Annotated in this window: 18 protein-coding genes and 1 tRNA gene; 8 read left to right on the plus strand and 11 right to left on the minus strand. The window is 64.7% G+C overall.

Going from position 1 to position 24,661, the window contains the following annotated elements:
* Nucleotides 1-5: 5 nt before the first annotated feature.
* On the minus strand, nucleotides 6-1,025 hold the full coding sequence (locus tag A9D12_RS14045) for a DNA topoisomerase IB (protein WP_068353019.1): 1,020 nt from the start codon (nucleotides 1,023-1,025) through the stop codon (nucleotides 6-8).
* Between the two features lie 114 nt (nucleotides 1,026-1,139).
* Between A9D12_RS14045 and yghU the strand changes: the two genes are divergently transcribed.
* A complete protein-coding gene (gene yghU / locus A9D12_RS14050) occupies nucleotides 1,140-2,012 on the plus strand; it encodes a glutathione-dependent disulfide-bond oxidoreductase (protein ID WP_068353022.1) in 873 nt (290 codons plus the stop codon).
* Nucleotides 2,013-2,093: 81 nt separating this feature from the next.
* A tRNA-Gln gene (locus A9D12_RS14055) sits at nucleotides 2,094-2,168 on the plus strand.
* Nucleotides 2,169-2,587: 419 nt separating this feature from the next.
* On the opposite strand, the gene A9D12_RS14060 is transcribed toward A9D12_RS14055, so the two are convergent.
* From A9D12_RS14060 to A9D12_RS14090, 7 genes are all read right to left on the minus strand, one after another.
* Nucleotides 2,588-4,105: an ATP-dependent helicase gene (locus A9D12_RS14060; RefSeq protein WP_068353025.1), complete on the minus strand. Its 1,518-nt coding sequence runs from the start codon at nucleotides 4,103-4,105 to the stop codon at nucleotides 2,588-2,590.
* Entirely contained in the window at nucleotides 4,105-5,871 is a 1,767-nt protein-coding gene (locus tag A9D12_RS14065; protein WP_068353028.1) for an ATP-dependent nuclease, read from the minus strand. Before A9D12_RS14065 ends, A9D12_RS14060 begins: the two co-directional genes overlap by 1 nt.
* A 57-nt stretch (nucleotides 5,872-5,928) precedes the next feature.
* The gene (locus A9D12_RS14070) at nucleotides 5,929-7,098 is read right to left on the minus strand and encodes a reverse transcriptase family protein (protein ID WP_068353032.1); all 1,170 of its coding nucleotides are present in this window, start codon (nucleotides 7,096-7,098) and stop codon (nucleotides 5,929-5,931) included.
* A gap of 176 nt (nucleotides 7,099-7,274) precedes the next feature.
* Nucleotides 7,275-8,540, minus strand: a complete 1,266-nt coding sequence (locus A9D12_RS14075) for a phosphoribosyltransferase-like protein (RefSeq protein WP_197489832.1) — start codon at nucleotides 8,538-8,540, stop codon at nucleotides 7,275-7,277.
* Nucleotides 8,541-8,945: 405 nt separating this feature from the next.
* Nucleotides 8,946-9,380, minus strand: coding sequence for an acyl-CoA thioesterase (locus A9D12_RS14080; RefSeq protein WP_068353038.1), 435 nt, complete (start codon nucleotides 9,378-9,380; stop codon nucleotides 8,946-8,948).
* Nucleotides 9,373-10,665, minus strand: a complete 1,293-nt coding sequence (rhaI, locus tag A9D12_RS14085) for an L-rhamnose catabolism isomerase (protein ID WP_068353041.1) — start codon at nucleotides 10,663-10,665, stop codon at nucleotides 9,373-9,375. Before rhaI ends, A9D12_RS14080 begins: the two co-directional genes overlap by 8 nt.
* 25 nt (nucleotides 10,666-10,690) lie before the next feature.
* Nucleotides 10,691-12,802: a bifunctional rhamnulose-1-phosphate aldolase/short-chain dehydrogenase gene (locus tag A9D12_RS14090; RefSeq protein WP_068353045.1), complete on the minus strand. Its 2,112-nt coding sequence runs from the start codon at nucleotides 12,800-12,802 to the stop codon at nucleotides 10,691-10,693.
* Between the two features lie 120 nt (nucleotides 12,803-12,922).
* On the opposite strand from A9D12_RS14090, the gene A9D12_RS14095 reads away from it, so the two are divergent.
* The 6 genes from A9D12_RS14095 (at nucleotide 12,923) to A9D12_RS14120 (ending at nucleotide 20,145) form a co-directional block, all read left to right on the plus strand.
* Nucleotides 12,923-14,338, plus strand: a complete 1,416-nt coding sequence (locus A9D12_RS14095) for an FGGY-family carbohydrate kinase (protein WP_068354580.1) — start codon at nucleotides 12,923-12,925, stop codon at nucleotides 14,336-14,338.
* On the plus strand, nucleotides 14,335-15,507 hold the full coding sequence (gene lldD, locus A9D12_RS14100) for an FMN-dependent L-lactate dehydrogenase LldD (protein ID WP_068353048.1): 1,173 nt from the start codon (nucleotides 14,335-14,337) through the stop codon (nucleotides 15,505-15,507). The genes A9D12_RS14095 and lldD overlap by 4 nt, the downstream gene beginning before the upstream one ends.
* 27 nt (nucleotides 15,508-15,534) lie before the next feature.
* Complete coding sequence (locus tag A9D12_RS14105) at nucleotides 15,535-16,299, plus strand: DeoR/GlpR family DNA-binding transcription regulator (RefSeq protein ID WP_068354584.1); 765 nt, start codon at nucleotides 15,535-15,537, stop codon at nucleotides 16,297-16,299.
* Nucleotides 16,300-16,449: 150 nt separating this feature from the next.
* A complete protein-coding gene (locus A9D12_RS14110) occupies nucleotides 16,450-17,958 on the plus strand; it encodes a flavin-containing monooxygenase (protein ID WP_068353051.1) in 1,509 nt (502 codons plus the stop codon).
* Between the two features lie 28 nt (nucleotides 17,959-17,986).
* Complete coding sequence (locus A9D12_RS14115) at nucleotides 17,987-18,631, plus strand: TetR/AcrR family transcriptional regulator (protein WP_197489833.1); 645 nt, start codon at nucleotides 17,987-17,989, stop codon at nucleotides 18,629-18,631.
* Nucleotides 18,628-20,145 carry a glycerol-3-phosphate dehydrogenase gene (locus tag A9D12_RS14120; protein WP_068353056.1) on the plus strand — a complete coding sequence of 506 codons (1,518 nt, stop codon included), beginning with the start codon at nucleotides 18,628-18,630 and terminating at the stop codon, nucleotides 20,143-20,145. Before A9D12_RS14115 ends, A9D12_RS14120 begins: the two co-directional genes overlap by 4 nt.
* A gap of 1 nt (nucleotide 20,146) precedes the next feature.
* Here the strand turns inward: A9D12_RS14120 and A9D12_RS14125 are convergent, their stop codons facing one another.
* From A9D12_RS14125 to A9D12_RS14135, 3 genes are read right to left on the minus strand one after another with little or no spacing between them, the layout of a single operon-like run.
* On the minus strand, nucleotides 20,147-20,983 hold the full coding sequence (locus tag A9D12_RS14125) for an SDR family NAD(P)-dependent oxidoreductase (RefSeq protein ID WP_068353058.1): 837 nt from the start codon (nucleotides 20,981-20,983) through the stop codon (nucleotides 20,147-20,149).
* A gap of 10 nt (nucleotides 20,984-20,993) precedes the next feature.
* Nucleotides 20,994-21,950: an alpha/beta hydrolase fold domain-containing protein gene (locus tag A9D12_RS14130; protein WP_068353061.1), complete on the minus strand. Its 957-nt coding sequence runs from the start codon at nucleotides 21,948-21,950 to the stop codon at nucleotides 20,994-20,996.
* Nucleotides 21,947-24,643 (minus strand): alpha-L-rhamnosidase, encoded by a 2,697-nt coding sequence (locus A9D12_RS14135; protein ID WP_197489834.1) that lies wholly within the window; start codon nucleotides 24,641-24,643, stop codon nucleotides 21,947-21,949. The genes A9D12_RS14130 and A9D12_RS14135 overlap by 4 nt, the downstream gene beginning before the upstream one ends.
* Nucleotides 24,644-24,661: the final 18 nt, after the last annotated feature.

A 24,661-nucleotide genomic window follows, 5' to 3' on the forward strand; every position in this document is an offset into this window, starting at 1 on the left:
GCTGCCTAGGCTTGCTCGGCCGCGAGATATTCGCTCGCGCTGCCGCATCCTTCGAGGAACGCGATGAGGCCGCGTTCTGCGCGCGTCAGCCAGCGGGTCTGGCGCGGCAGCTTGAGGCTCTTGCGCCAGTCCTCCTGCCCATCGATCTGCGCGATCACCGCCGGATGGACATAGGAACTGCGCGCGATCGCAGGCGTGTTGCCGAGCCGGTCGGACACATGTTCGAGCATTTCCTTCAGCTTGATCTGCCCCGGCCCACCGGCCAACTTCTCGAACGCAAGGCTGCTGGCATGGAACGTGCGGAAATGCTTGGCCGAGAAATCATCGCCCATCGTTTCGCGCAGGTAGGCGTTGACGTCAGCCGAGGTCACGGGGCGCACCTCGCCGGAATCGTCCTCGTAACGGAACAGGTGATCCTCGCCTTCCTCGACAAGGCTTTCCATCCGGCGCACCGCTGCGGCAAGATCGGGGTCTTCGACTGCGATGTCGTGGTCCTTCCCGCTTTTGCCGGTGAAATGCAGCACCAGCCGCCTGCGCCCGACCTCGGCATGGTCGGCGCGCAGCGTGGTCGCGCCGTAGCTTTCGTTGCTCTTGGCGTATTGTTCGTTACCGATCCGGATCGCCGACAGATCGAGCAGGCGCACCACTGCGGCAAGCGCAGTCTCGCGCGGAACGCCGCGCGCCGAGAGGTCCTCCTCGACCCGCTTGCGGATCAGCGGCAGGCGTTTGGCAAAAGCGATGCAGGCATCATATTTCGCGCCTTCGCGCTGCGCACGGAAATCGGGGTGATAGCGGTATTGCTTGCGGCCCGCATCGTCGTAACCGGTGGCGAGGATATGGCCGTTATCCGCCGGGCAGAACCACGCGTCGCGGTAGGCCGGCGGCAAGGCGATCGCATTCAGCCGCCGCTTTTCGCGCGCGCTGCGGATCAGCACGCCCGACGCATCGTAATAGGCCCAGCCCTTGCCCGCGCGTTTGCGGGTGATGCCCGGCAGGCTATCGTCGACATAGATCAGCTTTTCCATGGCGAGGCAAAGAGCGGGGCTTTGGCCATTGTTCCATCTTGCAGGCTGGCCCTTGGCGCGCCAGCTTGGCCGGGTGATGGCGCGCGCGATGCTGCGCTGAAAAGGAGATTGCCAATGGCCGACCCCACCTACACCCCGCCCGCGGTCTGGAGCGCCGACACCGTTTCGGGGGGACGCTTCGCCACCATCAACAGCCCAACCGCCGGCCCGCGTGAGGACAAGCCGCTGCCCGAAGGCGACCATCCCTTCCAGCTCTATTCGCTCGCCACGCCCAACGGGGTCAAGGCAACGATCATGTTCGAGGAACTGCTCGAAGCCGGTCACGATGGCGCAGAGTATGACGCCTGGACGATCAACATCTCCGAGGGCGAACAGTTCACCAGCGGGTTCGTGGGCGTGAACCCCAATTCCAAGATCCCCGCGCTGCTCGACAAGAGCGGGCCCGAAGCTTTCCGCGTGTTCGAAAGCGGCGCGATCCTCGTCCATCTGGCCGAGAAGTTCGGTGCGTTTCTCCCCGCCGACCCGCGCGCCCGCGCCGAGGTCTTGAGCTGGGTCTTCTGGCAGGTCGCAAGCGGCCCGTTTATGGGCGGCGGCTTCGGCCATTTCTACGCCTATGCGCCCGAGAAATACGAATATCCGATCAACCGTTACGCGATGGAAACCAAGCGGATCTTCGATGTCGCGGATCGGCGGCTGGCGGAAAGCCGCTTTCTTGGCGGCGACGAATATTCACTCGCCGACATCGCCAACTTCCCGTGGCTTGCGCCGTTCGTGGAAGGGATCATCTACAACGATGCCAAAACCTTCCTGTCGATCGGCGAATACCGGAACGTCGCACGCTGGGTCGAAGACATCGCGCAGCGCCCCGGCGTCCAGCGCGGGCGCATCGTCAACAAGGTGTGGGGCGATCCCGAAAGCCAGCTGCGCGAACGCCATGCGGCGAGCGATTTCGACGGCAAGCAACTCTCACCCAGTGCGCCAGTGTGATATTGCGTGGCGAAAGCGCAAATTACGCGCTTTCGCCCCCTTCACATCGCAATTTCAGCCGTTATAGAGCGCGGCTCTTGCTGGGGCGTAGCCAAGCGGTAAGGCACCGGTTTTTGGTACCGGCATGCGAAGGTTCGAATCCTTCCGCCCCAGCCAGGAAAATCTTCAGATACAACCGCCTGAAAGATGACGCGTTTCTCTTCGAGTCAAAACCTCGTGGCACCCTGCCGTGGCACCCTGTCGTGGTCCTGATTTCGCCACCATGATTCGAGGGGGTTACGGGCGCAAGACAGCGGCACGATTTGCGCAGCTTTTCCACAGGCGTTTACCCAGGTTTTACACTGCGTTTCGGCGCCGCGCCCGTTGGGCGCTCGCATGCAGATGAGGCTACCGATCAGCTCAATGACTGGGTTTGGGACAAAGCTGACGTTAGCACCCAACATGCCGAACGGCAGCTCTCGTCAAAAGCCGACTCTCAGCGGTCGCCCAAGTGCCCCCTTGGAACAGCGGAAACCGGGCCGATTGCGGCTACTCGATTGTGGAAGCGAGGATCGTCAAGCGGACGCGTAAGCCACCTAAATTTTGAACAGCGGGCTCGGCTTGGCCTTCGAAACGACCAGCAGGAGTGATGTCGTTGCGCGGCTGAGTGCGACGTAAAGCTTCGCACGGGCCGCCTTGGTGTCCCCGAAATTCGCCCGATCGCAGGGCAATAACATCACGTTGTCGAACTCGAGGCCCTTGGCCTTGTGGATCGTGCTGATCGCTTTAGGAGGCAGTTTCGGTCGCGCATGGCTCCGGCGGCGAGCGATCTCGGCAAAGCCATTATCGGGGTCGTCGTATCGCCCAAGCTCAATTGCCTCGGCAAACTCGCGGCCATGATCGAACTTCACATCAGAGAATGCCGGTTCGTTGGCGACGAGCCAGCGTAGATAGTCGAGCGCACGCGCGACCCCGCGGTGGTCCGGCGTCTCGACGATATACCGTGCCATTGCCTGCAAATGGTGTGGCTTCCCGTTACAGGGTTTCGAGCATTCCTGCTCCGCCTCTGCAACGAACCGGTTGCCGAACGCAGTCGGTGAGAAGCCGGTCGCGATGCTGCCCACGAACGTGACCGTACTCTGAGCCAGCCCGGCGGCATTTCCCTGCTGGTTGCGAGCATCGGCGACAAGGCCAACCAGTGCGTCGCGAACATGCCCCTCCCAGATCGGCATGCGCCGGTTGAAGAAGGCCCGCAACGCCTTAACACGTTCATTGTGCCCGGTAAGGACGAGCATGGATTGAAGGTTGGCGCGGGCGTAGATCGGCTGGCTCAGATTGCCCGCCACCCTGAACCCCATATTCTGCTGGGCAACATTGTCGGCGTAGTGAACGGTTAGGCCGGCCGGCAAGGCGCCGGTCAGGTCGATCTGGCCTCCATCACGAAGTGCCGCTCGCGCCTCTAGTATCCAAGCCCCCAGCGCTGGTTGCGCATTCGCCCAGCGGTGCGGGGTATCGAGTTCCTCAAAGCGATCGGCCGCTTTCTTCAGGTTTGCCCAACGCTGCTCCGCTGCAGCCGTCTCGGCGGCCGTGCCGGTGAAGATCATCTGCATCGGATCGGCGAATACCCGGAGCATCGACCCTGCCTTGTGCAGGCTCATCACGACGGCATGTCGGTCAGCACAGGCATCCTGATGCTCGTCGCAGATGATGATCGGATAACGCCGCGCGATGCACGATGCGATCATGGGACACTGAGCCAGCAGCCGCGCGGTTCGATCGGCGAGGATGGCATAGCCATTCGGTTCGCGGCGCGCCCAGGCCCCAACATCGGCGGGCAGACCGAGCGCGTTGTGATAGGCGCTGGCGATTTCGATGATTAGCCCGTCGATCGTGCGGATCTCAACCCGCCGACTGAGCCCGCGGGTCCTCTCGGCGAAGACGTCACACGCCGCATTCGTGTGCGTGACGATGAGGAGCCGCCCTTCACCGAGGCCAGGTGCCACGTCGCGGGCATAGCTCGCGCCCTGATAGGTTTTGCCACACCCGCCCGGCGCTTCGACCACGGCCAGCGGCGCGGTCGACCGTAAGGCTTCAGCGACCGTGGCGTCACTCATCAGTTGACCGTCGGCACGGCGGCGAGTCCGACCTTCGTTCGCACCGCATTGACGAACGGGAGCAACTGGGGCGACAAATTCGGCCAGAGCCCGAGCGCAAACATTTTTTCCGCAAGCTCAGCGCCACCGGCGGATGATTTGAACCAGCGCTGGCCGTGCTTCTTCCATTCCTTTTTCTGGTCGTTTGGAGCATCGGGATCGGGGGGCGGGCTGCCGCAAGCCGCCTCGACGATCAATTGGCGAATATCATCGGTCGCTGCTAGGACGGCCGCGAGTGATTTGTCCTGAATGCCCAGCCGATCCGCGAGCGTCCTAAGGCGCTCGCCAGCGCCGCCGTCGGGATCGGTAATGAAGGCTTCGATCTGATGGTCGCCGAGGTGCGGGACGATGTTGGTTTCGAGACAGCCAACGGGCCAGCGCATAAGGAGTTCACCCAGCTTATCCTTGACCTGTTGCCATAAGCCCTCCTGTGTCCCTTCATTGTCGGCAAAGCCAGCGACCGCTAGCCCGCTCGCCGCTAGGCCGCGCAAAACCGTCAGGGCTTCGGAATTGCTGCCCCCGTCGCTCACCCAGATGCCGTGCCGCCGGATGTCCTCGCCAATCGATCGCGTTAGCAAGGTCGTCACGAACCCGACTTCGGTTGCGCCCTCGGCGATCACTGCAAGCCGCGCGAGGAAGGTTTCGGGATCGCGCTTCTGATGTGCCGCAACCGAGGCAGGCAAGCTGCCGACCTTGCCGCCGGCATCGACATACCAAAGCGCGGCACCGACCGCGGCGTTGACCGCGGGCGCGCTATGGGTGGTTACGAACACCTGGGACGAGCTCGCAATCAGCTCTTCCATCAGGATGCGCTGGCGGTAGGATTCGAGTCCCCGTTCAACTTCATCGACGACGATGATAGGATGGTCGACCTGATGCATGGCGGCGACCTCGAACGCTGCCAGCCGCCGTGTTCCCGCACCCCAGCTAGAGAGCGGAAGTTTCGTCCCGTCCTTGGTCGCCATGAGGCCGATAAGGGCATTCAGGGAGAATCCCGGACCACCAACCAGGCCAAGGCCGAGCTGGCAAGGGAGCAGCTGGAATGCAAATCGCTTGTCGAGTGCGGCGAGCGCCGCTTTTGCGTCCGCCTTGAGCTCGCCATCGACGTCAGTTTCGCCCAGCTTATCTGCGAGGCGCGAGCGCAGCGTCCGATCGCTCAGCAATCGGTCCAGCGCCGACCCCTGCAGCAGGCGCAGGTCGCGATCGTTGCGATCTTCGCCGCTCAACCGCACCACGCCGATATTGCGGCGGACCGACACGGGAAAATGGTCGAAACTCTCGTCGGGCTGGCAGATTTCATGCTGGAGATCGAAATCGGTCGTGCCGCAGACCCGCAAGCAGAACACGGGGTCGTGCGGTTGCCCGTCATTTGCCTCGAGATTGGGCAGATTGGCACTGTCTCCACCCCATTCCCACGGCCAGACCGCCTTGCGCTGCTCGACGATACCGCAGGACAGCGGTAGCGCCATGACAGCCGAAATCTCGAACCCATCTTCGTGACGGCGCTTCCAGTAATCGGCGTCCGACAAGGTCGTCGCATTGGTCGGGCTCAATAGCAAAGCGATCGCTTCGAGGATTGTCGTCTTGCCGACATCGCCACCGCCAAGCAAGACATTGACGCCTTTGGCGGGCAGCCAGGTCAGATCTTCGATCCCTCTGAATCGCTTGATGCTCAGAAGCCGGATATAGGGTGCCTCGTCGGCGGGTAGCTGCGCATTTTCTAGCATACCGCTAAACTACGGTCCGGCGAGACGCTGGTCCAGCAACAGTTTGGTTCAGCCGGACTAGAACCCATCATCCTCCTCGCCGAACTCCTGCGGCTGGATGAGCGGCCAGGGCGCCGATCGGAACGTTATGAGCGCCGCTGCGCCGAATGCCGGCTCGACTTGCGTTGCCCAGGCGATCAGCCCACGCACGTGATGGTATAGACTCGACGTCCCCGTCTTGCGGGCGAGCGCATGTTTGGCCGGCCCGTGATCCGGCGAGGTGAGATAATAAAGATGAAGCCGGATGTTGTCCTTGAATTCGCGCGACAAGCGCGGTGTCGGGCCATCGACCAGCAAGCCGAGGATAACCCGACGGGTGCCGGGTCCGCGAATGACGGTCTTCCGGCGATTTGGACGGAAGCCCGCGTCATTCAGGATGCGGCAGACCTCGCGCCGCAAGCTGTGCATCTCGGCGATGGTGCGGGGCTTGTCCGACGAAAAGGCAAGATCATCGGCATAGCGCGAATAGCGAAAGCCACGGGCGTCAGCGAGCGCCGACAGCAACGTATCGGTCCGAACCATAGCGAGATTGGCGAGCATGGGACTGGTGGGCGCCCCTTGCGGCAGGAATCCTTCAATATTGCTCTCGTAAAGCGTAATGGGTCCGGGATGCGGCGCTGGATTGCGCCCCGGCCCACGATCCAGGCCGATAGTGCACAGCCGCGCAAACTCGAATGCCAGCAACTTGGGGAACCCGAGCTTTGAGAAGATCGCCGAGACCCGCCCTTCGCTGACGGAATGGAAGAAGTCCTCGATGTCGACCTTGAGCAACCACTGCGTATTTGGATGCTGCTCGGACGCGAGAACCGGGGACGAATCGGGATGAAAGGCGAAACTCGCCGGATGGGGCTCGACATAGCGCAGGACGTTATCAACCAGCCAGCGCTGGGCGGCTGCCAGACTTGGCGGAGGAATGGAAATCATCCGCATTGATGATCGGCCGGGAATGCGCTTGCGCAAGTAAACGAAGCGGTATCCGATGTGCGCGCGGCGAGCGACTGTCCGACGCAGGAACAAATAAGGGAGGCCGGTCACGACCGAGAAATGGCGTAGCGTCAGAACCGGCGTGATTCGCGGATCGGTTTCCCGGATCCGGGCAAAAGCGGTGAGCGCGTTATCGAGCGTGACCTTGGCGACTGCTTGCCGCAGACCGCCGGACCGATAGCGTTGAGGGCTCGGCGCTGGCATCTACTTCGGCCCACCTAGGTGGGTGGGACAGCAAGTCTCGTCCAAGACTCCGCCAGCCGAGACTTGCTGTCTCGCGCAGCGCGAAGGTCCTGCTCCGATACGCGGACTCAGGGAATCCCGAGCCCCAGGTCCCCAAGGGACCAGTCGCCGCTTGCGCAGCGCATTTCTAAATGCCCTCACCGGGCCCTCAACTGGGTCGGATAGTAGTAGGGTTGCTCGGTCGAGGGAAGCACAACCGTGCGCGCGCGGCGCAATTGCAGACGGCGCAGTTCGCGTCGTCCCAAGGCGGTCAGCGTGTGGCGCGGGGACGTCCAATGCGCGATCTCTGTAAAGACGAGGATCTGCTCGACATCGGCAATAGGGAGCCGCGTGCGGGCCGACGCCGCAGCGGCGCTGCGCGCACCGTCGAGCAACGCGGCCAGCACAAGCATGGTCTCGACCCAGCGCCGTTTCAGCGGATCATTGAGAAATCTCTTGGCGGCGCGTAGCCGCAACATGCTCCGCGCCCGTTCGACGAGCGCGTCGGCATCGTCAGCCGGAAACTGCTGGTCAGCCGCCAGGGCACTGCGATTGACGAACAACGGAATCCAGCCGCCCTTGCGACTATGCAGGACCGGCGGCGCATTGTTCGGCATGCCGTGCCCGAACGCGATCAACGCGCCGCCATTGCCGTAGCCAAGCGGCGTTTGATGCTTCTTGGGATGTGCCTGGCAGAGTGCAACAACATCTTTTTGTTCCTGACCCACGAAAGAGCTCCACAAGGTCGGGCAGGCATGAACAACGCGCACGCTCGGCTGGCTGCGGTGCGATCGGACACGATCAAGCCCGGCTTCGGTCCCGGAATAGGCGACGACCGCCAATCGAATTCGACCATAGGAGTTCCAGCTGCGAATGGTTGCCACGCGCCAGAACGCCTCGATCATCTCCCACACGCGCTGTCCCGACCCGATGAAGTCGGTGACAATGACGATATGGCTGGCCCGCTGTTCGCGTAGCTTGTCGGGTCCGGGATGACTGATCACTAGGTCGCGATGCAGTCGCTGATAGCCGGTGATGAAGTTCGCGATCAAACCTTCGCTGCCGACTTCCTGATCCTTGGGATCGATGACGATCGGTGGCACGCCTACGCCCGCCGCCCGCCCCTCCTCAGTCCCCGGAAAAAAGGGAAGAACCTCGCTATACTCCAGCCCGTAATCGCCTTCGGTGTCGCGCGTTTCAACCTCGCGTTCGGCATAGAGCGCGATGGGGCGATCCATATCGCTGTCGGGACGCCTCGCTAATGTTTCGTCGAGCAACGCGCGCAAGCCACGATACAGCGCGTCGTGGCTAACCAACATTACCGCGTCGGCCAGTCGGGCTGCGGTGCCGCGCTCGCTGCCAGGAAACTGCACAAGCCAAGTGCGGGCAAAATCAGACTGAGAGACCGTCATATTGCACAGCATACCTCAACGCGCGAGGCTGCAAACCTATTTGCGCTGTGGAATAGGTCCAGACCCACTGCGATCACCAGCGCCAGCCCGCCAGATTTCATGCTGGTACTGTCACGGCTGCAAGGCGCTGGGCGCTCTCAACGCGGCGGCTGGCGAAACGGACGAATGACTACTTGCCGGATTAATTGCTCGCCAGTCGAATGACCGGGACTAGGGCGCTTTGCCGAACGGCTGCTCAGGTGACGACGATTGACCGCTTTTGGCACAGTCGGACGATCACCGGCGCGGACGGCATGGACCGGAGTTGGGTCGGCAGCGGCCGGTAGGACCTGCGACATTGCTGCCCCGTCCTTAAAGGTCTGCAGATCAGCAGGTGTCGCAACAATACCCAACGACCGGCACGCGCAAGCTCAGGTCTCACTGTTCCGCAAAGAACCGGTCCACGATGTCGCGCGCAAGCCTTGCGGGCCGCAGATACTGCGCATCGATGCAGCACCACACGGATCGCACTTCGGCTAGCGTCACATCCCCGCGGGTGATCGCGGCGTGGTAGAAGGCACGGGCGCCCTGGACGCGTTCGAAGCGAAGAACGGCGCACAGATCATCGCCGAGCATTCCGGCCCGGTGGAAGGTGATCTCGTGGCTCAAGGCGACCCACAGGTGAGCAGCGACCGCTTCCGCCGGGGCGACGGTGCGCCAGTGATCAAGCACCGCCTCTTGCACCCATTGGAGGAAAGCTGCAGTGCCGACCTGCCCCCTTCCATCAACATCGGCGGGCGTCGCCGTTACCGGGAACAGGTGCGGCACCGATTGCCGCTGGCCCGCAGTTGCGAGGTCTTGCCGTTCAGACAATCCCCGCCCCCAACCCCACGGCCGAGCGTTCCTGCGCCTTGCGGCTGCGGTACTGGCTGCGGCGATAGGCGTCGAGCACGTCGATCGCCCCGCCCGCCGCGACGCGCGCCTTGGCGATGATCGGGGCGACATCGATGTTGTAGGCGCGCCGCAGCGCCTGAAACGCCATCATCGTGTCATTCGCGCCTTGCGCCGCGTGCAGCGCCTCGCGGTCGACCAGCTGCGCCTTGGCAAAGCACTGGGTGATCGTCTCGGCGCTGGAGAGCATGGACTCGATCGGGTCGGTGACATTGTGTGACTGGTCGATCATGTAGCTGGGGTTGAAACCCTCGCGGGGATTGAGCTCCGCCTCCACCAGCTCGTTGAACACCAAGAACAGCTGGTGCGGGTTGATCGAGCCTGAATCTAGATCATCGTCGCCATACTTGCTGTCGTTGAAGTGGAAGCCGCCGAGCTTCCCGAAGCGGTGCAGGCGGGCGACGATCTGCTCAATGTTCACATTAGGCGCGTGGTGACCCAGATCGACAAGGCACTTGGCCTTGGGGCCCAGTTCCTGCGCGGCGAGGATCGAGCTGCCCCAGTCGCTGATCACGGTCGAATAGAACGCCGGCTCGAACATCTTGTGTTCGAGCAGCATACGCCAGTCATCGGGGAGCGCGGCATAGACCTGTGCTGCCGCCTCCAGATAGCGATCAAGGCTGCGGCCCAGATCCTGCTGGCCGGGAAAATTGGTGCCATCGCCGACCCACACCGTGAGATCGGTAGAACCCAGCTGTCGGCCGATTTCGATGCATTCGATGTTGTGATCCACCGCCTGTTGGCGCGTCGCGGCATCCTGCGCGGCGAGCGAGCCGTTGGCATAGGTGTGGGTCTGGCCGGGCTGGTCCTGAAAGGTGTTCGAATTGACCGCATCGAATCCGAGGCCGAGCGCGGCTGCCTCTTCACGCAGCGCCTTGTAATCGCTCACCTTGTCCCACGGGAAGTGCGGGCTGACGCGCGGCGTGACCCGGCTGAGTTGCTGGATGACGGCGCAATCCTCCAGCTTTTCGTGGATGTTGGTCGGCTCGCCGGGGATCGGGAACTTGGCAAAACGCGTGCCGCCGCGGCCTGCGCCCCATGAGGGCACCGCGACCGAAAAGCCCGCGACCCGCGCGGTGATCGCATCGATGTCGATCCCGCTGCGGGCAAGCTTGCGGCCGAGCGCGGTGTAGTCCTCCTCCAGCGCCTCGGCGTGGACGGCGTTCAGTTCAGCAATCAGATCGGCGCTGATGGGCAGATTGGTCATCGTTCTTGTCCTCTCCCGCACAGCGTCAGCGCGTGAACGCCTGGGCATTGCCCGCATCGACATTGATCATGTTGCCGGTCGACTTTGCACTCATGTCCGAGCCGAGGAAATAGACCGCCTCGGCAATGTCCTCGGGCAGCACATCGCGCTTGAGCATCGAACGCTGGCGGTAGTGTTCCTCGAGCTCGCGCCCGCTGTCGATCCCGTGGGCACCGGCGCGTTCCTTGCGCCAGTCGCCGTCCCAGATCTTGCTGCCCTTGATCACCGCATCGGGATTGACGGTGTTGACGCGGATGCCGAACGGCGCGCCCTCCAGCGCAAGGCAGCGCGCGAGGTGGTTCGCCGCAGCCTTGGCGCTGGCATAGGCGCTGGCGTTGGTCGCGGCAGCGACGCCGTTCTTGGAGCCGATGAACACGACCGACGCCCCGCCCTGATCCTTCATCCGCTTCATCAGCGGCCATGCGGCCTTGGCGGTGAGGAAATAGCCCTGTGCCAGCACATCGTAATTGCGGTTCCACAATGCGATCGTGGTCTCCTCGATCGGCGCGGATGAGGCGATGCCGGCATTGGCGACGAGGATGTCGAGCCCGCCGAACTCGCGCGCGGCGAGGGCGAAGGCCGCTTCGACGTGCGCCTCATCGGTGACGTCGCACACCGCGGCGCGCACCACATCCTTGCCGAACTGGCGGGCGAAGCCTGCGCGCACTTCCTCGAGGGCATCCGCCGCCCGGTCGGCCAGCACCACGCAGGCCCCTTCGCGCAGCAGCCGCGCGGCGGTGGCAGCGCCGATCCCGCCTGCGCCGCCCGTCACCAGCGCGATCTTGCCGACCAGCGGCCTCGGCGCGGGCATGCGCTGGAGCTTTGCTTCCTCAAGCAGCCAGTATTCGATGTCGAATGCTTCCTGTTCATCGAGCGCGATATAATCGCCAATCGCCTCGGCTCCGCGCATCACGTTGATGGCATTGCCGTAGAACTCGCCCGCGAGCCGCGCGGTGGTCTTGTCGGTGGCGAAAGTGATGCGGCCGACGCCCGGCACCAGCACGACGACCGGGTTGGAATCGCGCATGGCGGGGGAATTGGGCCGCCGGCAGCGCTCGTAATAGGCCGCATACATGGCGCGGTAATCGGCGATCTGCTGGGCGATATAGGCATCATCCTGAAGCCGCGCCGGATCGAGGGTCAGCGGGGCGATCTTGGTGCGCAGGAAGTGATCGGGGCACGAGGTGCCAAGCGCCGCAAGCCGTTCGAAATCGACGCTGCCGGTGAATTCCAGCGCTTCGGCATCGTCGGAGAAATGGCCAAGCTTGGTCCGCGCGCCGGTCATGAAGCCGCGCAGGCGGGGCATGAGATCGGCGGCGATGGCAGCGCGATCAGGGTTGGGCGCAAGCTTCGCTCCGCCGAACGCGGGTTGGCCAGCCAGCTTGCCGTTCAGGTAATTGGCGGCATCGGCGATCAGCTGGACGGTGTGTTCGTAGCAGGCCTTCGCGCTGTCAGCCCAGCAGATGATCCCGTGGCCTGCCAGCATCACGCCCTGAACCTGCGGATTGGCCGCGACATAATCGCGCAGCATCACGCCAAGGGTATAGCCCGGGCGCTTCCACGGCAGCCAGCCGATCTTCCCGCCCCAAATCTCCTGCGTCGCCGCTTCGCCGCCCGATGACGCGGCGAGCGCGATGATCGCATCGGGGTGGACGTGATCGACATGGGCAAAGGGCAGCAGCGAATGCAGCGGCGTATCGATACTGGCCGCGCGTGCATTGAGGTTGAAGGTGCAGTGCGGGAGAAAGCCGACCATCTTGTCGTCGTCTTCCGGCCCGCTGTAATGCGACTCAAGGCCGAGCAGCTTCTCTTGATAGAGCGTCGCGAAGCCATCGAGCTTCATCGAGCCGATGTCCCCGCCCGATCCCTTGACCCACAGCACCTCGGTCGCCTCGCCGGTCAGCGGATCGGTCTCGATCAGCTTGGCCGAGGTGTTGCCCCCGCCGAAATTGGTGACGGTCAGATCGCTGCCCAACAGGTTCGAGCGATAGAGCAGCAATTGCGCCGGGCTGAGCGTGGCGGCGTGGGCATCGTCCCAGCGGCTCGAGGGAACGGCAAACGGAAGAGCGGCGGCGAAAATCGGGGTTTGCGCGTTCATGGCGATCCTCGGACAAAGGCAGGCGGCGAAGGTGCCGCAGTGAGGGCGCCGATAACAATTCGATTGCAAATGATCAACAATGATTGTTATTGATCGTTTTAGATTGTGCAGGAGCAGCGCGTGCAGGCAGGTTCAACCATCGTCATCGATCTCGGCAAGACGCTGAGCAAGGTGAGCCTGTGGGATGCGCAAGGGCGGATGCTTGACCGGCAGGTGCGCCCCAATGCGCCGGTCGAGGATGGCGGCATCCGGAGACTCGATGCACCCGGAATCGGCGAGTGGCTGGTCGCAGCGCTCGCGGCCTATGCCGGGCACCCCGTCACCAGCATCGTCCCGGTGGGTCATGGCGCAGGGTTGGCGGCGCTGGTGGATGATGCCCTCGCCTTCCTGCCGCTCGATTACGAACAGCCGATCCCGCCCGTCTTCATGGCTGCCTACCGCGAACAGCGCGATCCTTTCGCCATCACCGGATCGCCGCCGCTGCCCGATGGGCTGAATATCGGCAGCCAATTGTGGTGGCTGGAGCGGCTAGAGCCTGAAGCCATGGCGCGCGCCACGCTGCTGCCTTGGGCGCAATACTGGGCGTGGTTCCTGACCGGCAGTGCGGTGAGCGAAGTGACTAGCCTCGGCTGCCATTCCGATCTGTGGGCGCCGCAGGAGGGTGACTTCGCGCCGATGGCCAAGTGTCTGGGCTGGGCAGAGCGGTTCGCGCCGCTGGCGCGCGCGGGCGATGTGGTCGGAACCTTGCGGCCCGAGATTACCGCAAGGACCGGCCTTTCACCGAGCGTCAGCGTGCTGGCGGGCCTGCACGATTCCAACGCCGCGCTGCTCGCCGCGCGCGGGTTTGCCGAGATTGCCGATAACGAGGCGACGGTGCTGTCCACCGGCACATGGTTTGTCGCCATGCGCCTGCCCGCCGCCCCCGTCGCCACGGCCGATCTGCCCGAAGCGCGCGATTGCCTCGTCAATGTCGACGCATTCGGCCACCCCGTCCCCTCGGCCCGCTTTATGGGCGGGCGCGAGATCGAGACGCTGATCGAGCGCGACACTCGGCGGGTCGATATCAAGCCCGATCAGCCCGCATTGCTTGCCGCCGTACCCGAGGTGCTGGCGCATCCGCGGATGATCCTGCCCACCCTCGCCCGCGGCTTTGGCCCCTTCCCCGATGGCACCTTCGACTGGATCAACCGCCCCACCCATTGGGACGAGCGGCGTGCGGCCGCGAGCCTCTATGCCGCGCTGGTGGCCGACACCGCACTCAACCTGATCGGATCGTCGGGGCGGCTGATCATCGAAGGCCGCTTTGCCGAAGCCGAAGTGTTCGTCCGCGCGCTCGCCGCCTTGCGCCCGGACACCGCCGTGTTCACCGCCAATGCGCATAATGACGTGTCCTTCGGCGCGCTGCGACTGATCGATCCGGGGCTTGAACCATCGGGCGAGCTCATCCGCGTCGCGTCGCTGCCGCAAGACCTCACCCCCTACCGGACGCGCTGGCACGCCGAGATTGCCGCCGCCGCCAAGAGACCCGCACCATGATCGCCGCCTCGATTGCCGACTTCCGCGAACTCGCCCGTCGCCGCCTGCCGCACTTCCTGTTCGAGTATATCGACGGCGGTTCCTACTCCGAGACGACGCTGCGCCGGAATGTCGAGGATTTGCGCGATATTGCCCCGCGCCAGCGGGTGCTGCGCGATGTCTCCGCGCTTGACCTGTCGACCGAACTGTTCGGCCAGCGGCTTAGCCTGCCGGTGATCCTCGGCCCCGTCGGCCTTGCCGGGATGAACGCGCGGCGGGGAGAGTGTCAGGCGGTGCGCGCGGCAGAGGCGGCGGGGGTGCCGTTCACGCTGTCGACCGTATCGGCCTGCGGCCTGGACGAGGTGGCGGCGGCTGCCACAAAGCCCTTCTGGTTCCAGCTCTACATGACCCGCGACCGCGGCTTCATGCGCGAGCTTCTGGCCGAGGCGCGCGAGGTTGGGTGCAACGCGCTGGTATTCACCGTCGACATGCCGGTGCCCGGAAGCCGTTATCGCGACTACCATTCAGGCCTAGCCGGAGCGCCGGGGATCAAGGGCGCAATCCGCCGCACATGGCAGGGCGCGATGAAACCCGGCTGGGCGTGGGATGTGGGCGTGATGGGCCGCCCCCACGGGCTCGGCAATGTCATGCGCAAGCTGGAAGGGCGCACGGGGATCGAGGATTTCTTCGCTTGGATGCGCAACAATTTCGACAGCTCGATTGCGTGGGCAGATCTCGATTTCATCCGTTCGGAATGGCGCGGGCCGCTGATCATCAAAGGCTTGCTTGATGCCGAGGATTCGGTGGAGGCCGCCAATCTGGGGGCGGACGGGATTATCGTTTCCAACCACGGCGGGCGGCAACTGGACGGGGTCCCCTCCACCGCCCGCGCTCTGCCCGCAATTGCCGATGCGGTGGGGGAAAGGCTGACGGTGCTGGCTGATGGCGGGGTGCGTTCGGGGCTGGATGTGGTGCGCTTGCTGGCGCTCGGGGCCAAGGGCGTGCTGCTGGGCCGCCCTTGGGTTTTCGCCCTCGCCGCGCAGGGGCAGAAGGGCGTCGAACATATGCTGCGCCTGATCGAGGCCGAGATGAGGGTCGCCATGACGCTGACCGGCGTGACCTCGATCGCCGACATCGACCGTTCGATCCTCGTGCCCGAGGCTGGTCAGCCGCGCGCGGCCCGTCCATAAGCGGCGCGCGAAAGGACGATGGCTTCGATGCACGCGGCAGAACGGCAGAAACGGATCTTGGAAGCGCTGCGGCCCACCGGCTTTGTCAGCTACCGCGATCTTGAAATCCTGCTCGATGCCTCGCCCGCGACGATCCGGCGCGATTTGGCACGGATGGATGATGAGGGCGTTATCGCGCGGGTGCATGGCGGGGCGAAGCTTCCCGAAAGCGGCGACGCGCGGCTGATGGGGACGCCCTTCGATCAGAACATCACCCGCAATCTCGCTACCAAGCAGGCGATCGGCAAGGCGGCGGCTGCTCTGTGCGCGCCGGGCGAAGGGGTGATGATCGACGGCGGCACCACCACCTTGCAGATGTGCCCGCATCTGGATGGGCTGGGCCTTCAGGTACTCACCAACTCGCTCCACATCGTGAATGCGCTGCTCCCACAGGTCGCCACCCGTATCCTGCTGCCATCGGGCGCGGTGTTCCGCGAACAGAACATCATCCTTGCGCCCGCTGGCGAGGATTCGATGCCGCGCTTTCACGCCCCGCGCCTGTTCATGGGGGCCGCCGCTGTCGGCCCGCAGGGCGCGATGCAGGCCGATCCCGTGCTGGTCGCCGCCGAACGCCGCCTGATCGACCGCGCCGAGGAAGTGATCCTGCTGGTCGACAGTTCCAAATTCGTTTCACGCTCGGGCACGATCGTGTGCGGGCTGGACGAGGTCGATATCCTGATCACCGATGCGGGGATCGATGCCGGCAGCCGCGCCATGATCGAGCAGGCCGGAGCGCGGCTGATCATCGCCTGAGCATCGCCTCACCGCAAAAACTGTCTCTTGCGCCAGTAAATGTCGATTTCGCTCGACAGGCCTTCGACACGCGCTAATGGAAACCCACGGGTTTCCACGCACCGAGTCGCCCGCAGAGCCGCGACCGGACGGCCCACGGAGGATTGCAACATGGCACAGCAGCACAGCGACATTCTTGATGTGGTGATCATCGGCGCCGGGATTTCGGGGATCGGATGCGCAGCGCACCTTCGCCGCAAGCAACCCGGCAAGAGCTGGTGCATCCTCGAAATGCGCGACGATCTGGGCGGGACGTGGGACCTGTTCCGCTACCCCGGCATTCGCTCGGACAGCGACCTCTACACCTTCAGCTACGATTTCAAGCCTTGGAACAGCGACAAGGCGATTGCGGGCGCGGCCGAGATCAAGGCCTATATCGCCGAGACCGCGGACGAATATGACATCCGCCGCCAGATTAATTTCGGCCGTAAGGTGCTGGCGGCCACATGGTCATCGGACGAAGGCCTTTGGACCGTTACCGCCCAGCGCAAGGCCGATGGCGGGCAGGAAACCTACCGCGCAAAGTGGATTTTCTCGGCCACCGGATACTACGACTACGACCAAGGCTACCGCCCCGATTTTCCCGAGGAAGCAAGCTTCACCGGGCAGATCGTCCACCCCCAGCACTGGCCTGAAGACCTCGATTACAGCGGCAAGCGGATCGCGGTGATCGGATCGGGGGCCACCGCCGTGACACTTCTGCCCGCGCTGGCCGAAAAGGCCGCTCATGTCGTGCAGGTGCAGCGCACCCCTTCCTATATCATGCCGATCCCTGAACAGGACGGGCTCCTGAAGTTCGCGCGGCTGATGCCCTCCAAGGCGTGGACCCACAAGGTCATGCGCGCCAAAAACATCGCCACGCGCCACGTGTTCTGGAAGCTGTGCCAGAATTACCCCAACGCGATGCGGGGGCTGATCCGGCGGATCAACAAGGGCGCCCTGCCCGCCGATTTCGACATCGATACCCACTTCAACCCGCCCTATGACCCTTGGCAGCAGCGCCTTTGCGCGGTGCCCGATGCTGACCTCTATCGCAGCCTTGCGAGCGGGAAGGCCTCGATCGTCACCGGCCACATCGCCCGCTTCGTGCCCGAAGGCATCGCGATGAAATCGGGCGAGGTTGTGCCTGCCGATATCATTGTCACCGCCACCGGGCTCAATCTCAAGATGGCGGGCGGGATCGACTTTTCGGTCGATGGGCAGAAGGTCGACTGGTCGCAGCACATGATCTTCCGCGGGATGCTGCTCGACGGCATACCCAATTTTGCGCTGTGCATCGGCTACACCACCAATTCCTGGACGCTGAAGGTTGGTCTGCTGTGCGACTATTTCTGCCAGCTGCTGGCCGAGATGGACAAGCGCGGCAAGGCGATCTGCATTGCCCAGCGGCCTGCCCGCGAGGTCGAACTGCGCCCGCTGCTCGATTTCGGCGCGGGCTACGTCCAGCGTTCGATCGACAGCCTGCCGCGGCAGGGGGATGATTATCCGTGGATGATGACCTTCAGCTATGGCGGCGACCGCAAGATGATGAAGCGTTCGTCGGTCATCCTGCCCGAGATGAAGCTCTACGATGCGCCCAAGGCAGCACCGGCCGAGGCGGCCCGGGCAGAAGCGGCGTAAGCGACTTGGGGCAGGCGGGAAACTGACTATGCAACTCTACCGCCTGCCCTCTATTCTGGGCCCCATGCATGGCGATGCCCGGACACGGTTGCTGCACTGCGCCGAGCAGGCGTTCCTCGCAAAAGGCTATCGTGGCGCCAAGCTGGGCGAGATCGCGCTGGCGGCGGGCATCTCGAAGAAGACGATCTACAAGTTCGTCGAATCCAAGGAAGCGCTGTTCTGCCTCGTGGTGGAGGAGGCGATTGCCGAGAGCCTGCAACCGGCATCGCTGGTGGCGCAAGGCGATGATCTGGCGGGCGCGCTGCATGATTTCCTGCTGCCCTACATGACGCTCGCCTTTTCCGAGCGCGGGATTCACGCCTTTCGCATGCTGCTGTCCGAAGCGTTTCAGTTCCCCGACCTTGCCCAGCGCTATTTCGCGAGCGTGCGCACGACAGTGATGGCACCGATCGAGGCGTGGCTGGCAGTGCAGTCCGAAGCCGGGCGGCTCGCCATCGCCAGCTCCGAGAGCGCGGCGGAAATGCTGCTGGCGATGACCGTGACCGAACGCGCGCAACGCCTCGCACTGGGCCTTGAAGCGCCGCCGACACCGGAAGCGACCAAGGCGCAGCTGACCGCGGCCATCGCGATCTTCCTGCGCGGCGTCATGCCGCTGCCGGAGGAAGCTGCGTGACCAGCGAGGCTTGCGATCTGCTGATCGTCGGCGGCGGCATCAACGGCACCGGCATAGCGCGCGATGCCGCCGGGCGCGGGCTTTCGGTGGTGCTGGTGGAGCAGGATGATCTCGCCAGCCACACCTCGTCCGCCTCGACCAAGCTGATCCACGGCGGGCTGCGCTATCTCGAATATTGCGAGTTCCGGCTGGTGCGCGAGGCATTGAAGGAGCGCGAGGTGCTGTGGGGCATGGCGCCGCACATCATCTGGCCGATGCGCTTCGTGCTGCCGCAAAGTCATTCGCCGCGCCCGGCCTGGATGGTGCGGGCCGGGCTGTTCCTCTACGATCACATCGGCGGCCGCAAGCGCTTGCCGGCGACCGAGAGCCTGCGGCTGGCCGCCGATCCGCGCGGTCGGGGTCTGCGCCATGGCAATGACGACCGCGCCTTCGAGTATTCGGATTGCTGGGTGGAGGACAGCCGGCTGGTTGTCCTCAACGCCGTCGACGCGCATCAACGCGGCGCGCGGATCATGACCCGCACCCGGTTCGCCTCTGCTCGTCGCACCGCGACAGGGTGGGAGGCGCAAGTTTCGAGCGGCGGTATCACCCGGACGATCCGTGCCAAGGCGATCGTCAATGCCGCAGGGCCGTGGGTGGCAGATGTGCTGGGCTGCCTGCCCCACCGCGATAGCCGCCACAGCGTCAGGCTGATCAAGGGCAGCCATATCGTCGTGCCACGGCTCTATGAGGGCGATCACGCCTTCATGCTGCAAAACGCCGACAAGCGGATCGTGTTTGCCATCCCCTACGAAGGCCGCTTCACGCTGGTGGGCACCACGGACGAGGCGTGGGACAAAGCCCCGGGCCCCGCGCAGATCAGCGCGGGCGAGACGCGCTATCTGCTCGATACCATCCGCCAGTATTTCGAAGCGCCAGTGCGCGAAGCCGACATCGTCTGGAGCTTTGCCGGGATCCGCCCGCTCTTCGATGACAAGGCCGCCGATGCCTCGGCCGTGACGCGCGACTATGTGCTCGATTGCGACAGCGGCAGCGACTTCGCAGGCGCGCCCGTGCTCAGCGTCTATGGCGGCAAGATCACCACCTATCGCAAGCTCGCTGAACACGCCTTGGAGGAACTGGCGGGCCATTTTCCCGCTGCCGGGCGGGCGTGGACATCGGGCGCGGTGCTGCCGGGGGGCGACCTGCCCGGCGGCGATTTTGCCGCTTTCGTGCGCGCGCAGCAGCAGGCGCGCCCCGCCCTGCCTGCCGACCTGATCCAGCGCCTGTGCCGCGCCTATGGCACGCGGATCGCCGAGGTGCTGGGGGATGCAAAGTCCTTGGCCGATCTCGGCGAGGATTTCGGCGGCGGGCTCTATGCCTGCGAAGTCGATTACCTCGTCCGCCACGAATGGGCGAGGTGCGCCGAGGACATCCTGTTCCGGCGCTCCAAGCTCGGCATCCATGTCAGCGCGGCGACGCGCGCGGCGCTTGACGCCTATCTTGGCACCGCGCGCGAACGCCGCGCCGGTTAGCCTAGTTCAGCCCGTCTCCGGCCAATTCGACCGCCTCGGCGATATCGCGGTCGCGGAAGCCTGCCCGCTCGATCCATTTGCGGATCAGGCCCGGAATGCGGGCGGGAATCGCGTTCTTGGCCGGGACCACCACCATATCCTCGCGCCGCTCGATCCCGCGCAGGATGGCGGCGACGACCTCTTCGAGGGTAATCATCTTCCACAGCCCCTTGCTGTTGCCACCCCAGATCTTCACGCCTGCCGGATCGGCGTGAACCTTGTCCATCATGTTGGTGGGGAAGAAGGTCGGGTGAACCGTGCCGACGCCCACGCCCAGCCTGCGCACTTCCAGACGGATGCTGTTGCACATCGCCCACACGCCGGCCTTGCTCGCGGTGTATTGCGCCTGCAGCGGCGAATGAACGAAGGCCGCCATCGACGAGATCGCCATCAGGTATCCGCGCCGCTGCTGCACGTGGGGCAGCGCTGCCTTGAACGTCCGCCACGCGCCGTTGAGGTTGATGTCGATCACCCGGTCAAACGCTTCAGGCGCGATTTTCTCCATCGGCGAAGCGATCGCTATCCCCGAATTGGCGATCATCACATCGATCCCGCCAAAGTGCGCGGCGGCCGCGTTGATCCCAGCCTCCACTGCCTCCCAAGAGCGCACATCGACATAGCCGCCCCACACGTCTTGGCCGCCGCCCAGCGATTGTACCTGCTCGGCGACCGCATCGGCGTTGATGTCGAGCAGGGCGAGCCTTGCCCCCTTCGCCTGCAAGGCAATCGCCAGCGCGCGGCCGAGGCCGCCTGTCGATCCGGTGATGGCGATCACGCGCCCGTTGATGGCGTAGGTCATGAAGGGTTCCTCAGCGCAGGAAGGCGGCGGTTTCTCGGTGCAGGCGGCGCGCCTCGCTGGTTTCGAGCACCGACCAGGCATGGGTCATGCGCTCACCAATGATGAGCTTGAGGTCACAGCCATCGGCCTGCGCCTTGGCGAACAGCGCCAGCGAATCCGGGTGAAGCAGATCGGCGGTGCCGCTGAACACCAGCATCGGCGGCAGATCGCGAATGTCGCCAAGCACCGGGCTGATGCGCGGGTCATTCAGCGCAGTGTCGCCCGCCCAGCGCTTGGCGCTCCACACCAGCACGGGGCGCGCGAGCATCGGGTCAGCGGCGTCGTAAGCGTCCTGCTCCGGGTTATCCTCGCGCAGGTCAAGCCACGGGGAATAGAGCACCATCTTCGCAGGCAGCGGCTGGCCTTCATCACGCAGCAACTGCGCAAAGCTGAGCGCGAGACCTGCGCCAGCCGAGTCTCCGGTGAGCACGATGTTTTCTGCGCCCACTTCGGCCACAAGGCTCTCGTAAAGCGTCCGCATCATCGCAAAGGCCGGTTGCCAGTCGTTCTCGGGGGCGAGCGGATAGTGCGGCACCACCACCCGCGCGCGGTTTTGCATGGCGAGGCCTTCAACAAGATTCCACTGGTGGATCATCATGTTGGCCACATAAGCGCCGCCGTGGATGTAGATGATGGTGCGGGTGACCGCGCCATCCTTCGGCTCGACGAACAGCACATTGCTTCCCGCGATCTCGCGCGCGGTGATGTTACAATCGCGCACAACCCGGCGCGTCGGCTTGGCCTCGCCCTTGAGGCGCTGGCGGCGCAGCTGGCGGGCGTGGCGTTCGATATCGCGCAGCACCCGCTTGGAACCCATCAGCGGCAGGATCACCTGCCGGATCAGGCGCGACAACAGGCTCTCGCCGCGCCACACCTGAAGGGTGGCCTTGGCAGCAGGAGCAGGGCGGATATCGCTATGGATCGTCATGACGGGATCGCTCCGGCGAGCGGCTTTGCGCTGCCCTCGTGGTCGGAAACAGGCCAATGGATCGTGCTGCGCCCGGGGCCGACCGCGCGGATCTCACCCGTGCCGAGCTTCACTTCGCCGCGCGATCCTGGTGGGACGAGCACTTCCAGTTCGACCACGCCGTCCACGATCCGCCACGCACTTTGCGCGCGCCCATAGGGCGTGTCGATCGCGGCGCGCGCGTGGGTCAGGCCGCCGCCGATCACCGGGGCAAAGCGGATCGCGCGGAAGCCGGGCTCGGCCGCCTCGATCCCGGCAACACCGCTGAACAACCACGCCACCACAGCGCCAAAGGCATAATGATTATGGCTGTAACGCGCGTCCCCGTCCTTGTTGAAGCCTTCCCAGCTTTCCCAGATGGTGGTCGCGCCGAGATCGATCTGCGCGAGCCATGAGGGGTTGGTGTCCTGCAACAGCAAGCGGTAGGCGACGTCGGCCCGGCCAAAGCGCGCCAGCACGGGCAGCAGCAGCGCGGTGCTAAGGAAACCGGTGCCAAGGTGCCAGCCCGCCGCCTCGATCAGTTCCACCAGCCGCGCCAGCGCCGCCGGGCGCTGGTCTTCAGGCAGCAGATCAAAGGCAAGCGCGCGGACGTAATCGTCCTGTCGGTCTTCATCGATCCGGCTGCCATCGCGGAACACGAAGGCGGCGCGCCATGCGAGGGTCGCCTTTTCGGACAGCTCTGCGTAACGCGTGGCATCATCTGAGCGCCCGAGGATCGTCGCGGCTTCCGCCAGCAGCTTGGCCGAGTTCGCCAGATAGGCGGTCGCCACCGAAGCCGGAGCGCGCAGGGTGTGCTTCACATAGGTCTTGGGCATGCTTTCGCCCGGCCGCAGCCACTCGCCCCAGTGAAAGCCGCTGTCGACGACGTAGTGCTCCAGCCCGCCGAGCCTGCGTGGAAACAACCGTCCGCGCCCCGGCGAACAGCGCGCCAGAGCGGCAAGGTGATCGACCCACAGCTGCATGCTGTCCCACTGCCGCGCCAGCACCTCACGGTCGCCGTAATGGCGGTAGAGCACCATCGGCACCATCACGCTGGCATCGCCCCAGCCGGTCGAATCCACCGTCTGGCGCATGGTGCGCGGCGCTAGGCCCGAATGGCGCGAAGCATCGCCGGGGATATAGGGCGGGATCGCGCCGCTCTTGTGCTGATCGAGCGCGAGATTGCGCAGGTAGCGGCGCAGGTAGGGCTGCACATCGGCAAGGCAGGCAGCCGTCTTGGAGAAGACCTGAATGTCGCCCGTCCACCCGGCGCGCTCGCGGGTGGGGCAATCGGTCGGGGTGTCAACGAAGTTGCCGATCATGCTCCAGCGGGTGTTGCGAACCAGCTGGTTGATGCGGTCATCCGAACATTCGAATTCGCCCGCGTAATCGAGCAGCGAGCTGAGCACGATGCCTTCGAAATCCTCCGGATCAGCCGCGCCCGCCCATCCATCCACCTCAAGGAAGCGGAACCCGTGGATGGTGAACCACGGCTGCCACCATTCCTCGCTCCCGCCGCAGAACACAGTGTCGCGTTGCGGGGGGTGGTGGCCCATGTCGCCGAACAGGTAGGTAGTATCCAGTTCGCCATCGCGGCCGATGATCTCGCTGAAGGTGAGGGTCAGCTGCGTGCCGGCGGGTTGCCGCAGCCGCACCCGCGCAACGCCGGCGAAGTTCTGGCCGAAATCGACCAGCAGCTTGCCCGCCGGCGAGCGCCAGACCTTGCCAGCGGGCAAGCGGCGCAAGTCGGCGACCGGCTCCACCTCCTCGGCCACCATCGTGCGGGTGGGAGGGGTGATGAGACTGACCGGACTGAAGCGCGCAGGCGCATTGTCGGCGGCCAGCCAGTCGGCATCGGGAATGCGCAGATCGACCGCCTCGCCGCGCTTGGGATCGGCGGTGAGGATGCGGCCCGGCCCGCCAAGCCAATCGGGCCCGGAGGTGTAGGTGCGGGTGCTGCCATCGGCGAAGGTGACGACGAGCTGCACCATCCCCGCCAGCCGGTCGCCATAGATTTCGCGCTTGTCGGCAATGCCGCTATGGCCGCGATAACGCCCGTCGCCGATCGCCATGGCGAGCACGTTGGCCCCCTCCTGCAAGGCGGCCGTGACGTCATAGACCTGATATTCGATGATGTGATCGGTGTGCGTGAAGCGCGGCACCAGCGCGCTGCCGGTCTGGTCTGCGCCGTTGACGAAGAACCGATACCACCCGAGAGCGCTGACGCAGGCACGGGCCGAGACGATCGAGCCGGGCAAATCGGCGAGCCCGCGCAGATAGAGCGCGGCACGCTCGTCCACCCCGCCGCCGACCCAATGCGCGCTCCAGAAGCCGGGATCGAGCACCGCGGTTTCAAAGGTGCCGAGCGCGCTCCAAGCGCCCTCCGCCGCGCCGTCCCACAGCCGCACCTGCCAGCCATATCGGGTGAGCGAGCGCAGCGCGGGGCCGGTATAGGTGATGTCGAGCATCGCGTCCGATGGGACGATCTCCCCCGTCCAGATCGTGACCGCTTGGCCTGCGTCCAGTTCCACCAGCCGCAGCTGGTAGGCCGATTGCGCCGTGCCCTCCCCCAGCCGCCACGAGAAGGCTGGGGCCACGTTGTCGATGGCGCGCGGCGCGCGGCGGCGATCGGTGCGGAGGTCGGTCGCAAGGGGGGCAATGGTTGCCGTGGTCATCATCGCCCTCCCTCGGCC

The organism is Erythrobacter neustonensis (genome assembly GCF_001663175.1).
GTDB lineage: Bacteria > Pseudomonadota > Alphaproteobacteria > Sphingomonadales > Sphingomonadaceae > Erythrobacter > Erythrobacter neustonensis.

What these genes read in the sequence shown, in the direction of transcription:
- A9D12_RS14045 (WP_068353019.1), bottom strand. Translation starts at nt 1,025, where the DNA reads ATGGAAAAGCTGATCTATGTCGACGATAGCCTGCCGGGCATCACCCGC.
- yghU (WP_068353022.1), top strand. Translation starts at nt 1,140, where the DNA reads ATGGCCGACCCCACCTACACCCCGCCCGCGGTCTGGAGCGCCGACACC.
- A9D12_RS14060 (WP_068353025.1), bottom strand. Translation starts at nt 4,105, where the DNA reads ATGAGTGACGCCACGGTCGCTGAAGCCTTACGGTCGACCGCGCCGCTG.
- A9D12_RS14065 (WP_068353028.1), bottom strand. Translation starts at nt 5,871, where the DNA reads ATGCTAGAAAATGCGCAGCTACCCGCCGACGAGGCACCCTATATCCGG.
- A9D12_RS14070 (WP_068353032.1), bottom strand. Translation starts at nt 7,098, where the DNA reads ATGCCAGCGCCGAGCCCTCAACGCTATCGGTCCGGCGGTCTGCGGCAA.
- A9D12_RS14075 (WP_197489832.1), bottom strand. Translation starts at nt 8,540, where the DNA reads ATGCTGTGCAATATGACGGTCTCTCAGTCTGATTTTGCCCGCACTTGG.
- rhaI (WP_068353041.1), bottom strand. Translation starts at nt 10,665, where the DNA reads ATGACCAATCTGCCCATCAGCGCCGATCTGATTGCTGAACTGAACGCC.
- A9D12_RS14090 (WP_068353045.1), bottom strand. Translation starts at nt 12,802, where the DNA reads ATGAACGCGCAAACCCCGATTTTCGCCGCCGCTCTTCCGTTTGCCGTT.
- lldD (WP_068353048.1), top strand. Translation starts at nt 14,335, where the DNA reads ATGATCGCCGCCTCGATTGCCGACTTCCGCGAACTCGCCCGTCGCCGC.
- A9D12_RS14105 (WP_068354584.1), top strand. Translation starts at nt 15,535, where the DNA reads ATGCACGCGGCAGAACGGCAGAAACGGATCTTGGAAGCGCTGCGGCCC.
- A9D12_RS14110 (WP_068353051.1), top strand. Translation starts at nt 16,450, where the DNA reads ATGGCACAGCAGCACAGCGACATTCTTGATGTGGTGATCATCGGCGCC.
- A9D12_RS14115 (WP_197489833.1), top strand. Translation starts at nt 17,987, where the DNA reads ATGCAACTCTACCGCCTGCCCTCTATTCTGGGCCCCATGCATGGCGAT.
- A9D12_RS14125 (WP_068353058.1), bottom strand. Translation starts at nt 20,983, where the DNA reads ATGACCTACGCCATCAACGGGCGCGTGATCGCCATCACCGGATCGACA.
- A9D12_RS14130 (WP_068353061.1), bottom strand. Translation starts at nt 21,950, where the DNA reads ATGACGATCCATAGCGATATCCGCCCTGCTCCTGCTGCCAAGGCCACC.
- A9D12_RS14135 (WP_197489834.1), bottom strand. Translation starts at nt 24,643, where the DNA reads ATGACCACGGCAACCATTGCCCCCCTTGCGACCGACCTCCGCACCGAT.